The sequence below is a fragment of the Streptomyces sp. SID12501 genome, assembly GCF_010550245.1.
GTDB lineage: Bacteria > Actinomycetota > Actinomycetes > Streptomycetales > Streptomycetaceae > Streptomyces.
In genome coordinates this window covers 1-457 of sequence record NZ_JAAGLU010000569.1, presented here as the reverse complement: position 1 = coordinate 457, position 457 = coordinate 1, and the positions used below count along the sequence as shown (strand labels likewise).

The 457-nt window shown below is 69.6% G+C and carries 1 pseudogene; it reads left to right on the top strand.

The features are described from left to right. Positions 1–39: 39 nt before the first annotated feature. A pseudogene (locus G3I71_RS47330) lies at positions 40–457 on the top strand (phospho-N-acetylmuramoyl-pentapeptide-transferase); the annotation flags it as partial.

The following is a 457-nucleotide window of genomic DNA, read 5'->3' as shown; positions in this document are numbered from 1 at the left end:
CCTGTGGCGCCTCGGCGACGTGCTGACGGGGGCCGACGCATGAGGGCCGTCCTGATCTCGGGCGGCATCTCGATGCTGCTCGCGCTGCTCGGCACGCCGCTGTTCATCCGGTTCCTGGTCCGTCGTCAGTACGGTCAGTTCATCCGGCAGGACGGGCCGACCGCGCACTTCACCAAGCGTGGCACGCCCACGATGGGCGGCGTCGTCATCATCGGCGCGACGCTCGTCGGCTGGGCGCTCGGCCTGCTGCTGACGGGGACCCGTCCGAGCGCGTCGGCGCTGCTCGCGCTGTTCCTCATGACCGGGCTGGGGGTCGTCGGCTTCCTCGACGACTTCATCAAGATCTCCCGGCAACGGTCCCTCGGGCTGTCGCCGCTGTGGAAGATCGTGGGACAGGGCGTCGTGGGCGTCGTGTTCTCGGTGCTCGCGCTGCAGTTCCCCAACGGGCAGTTCCGCA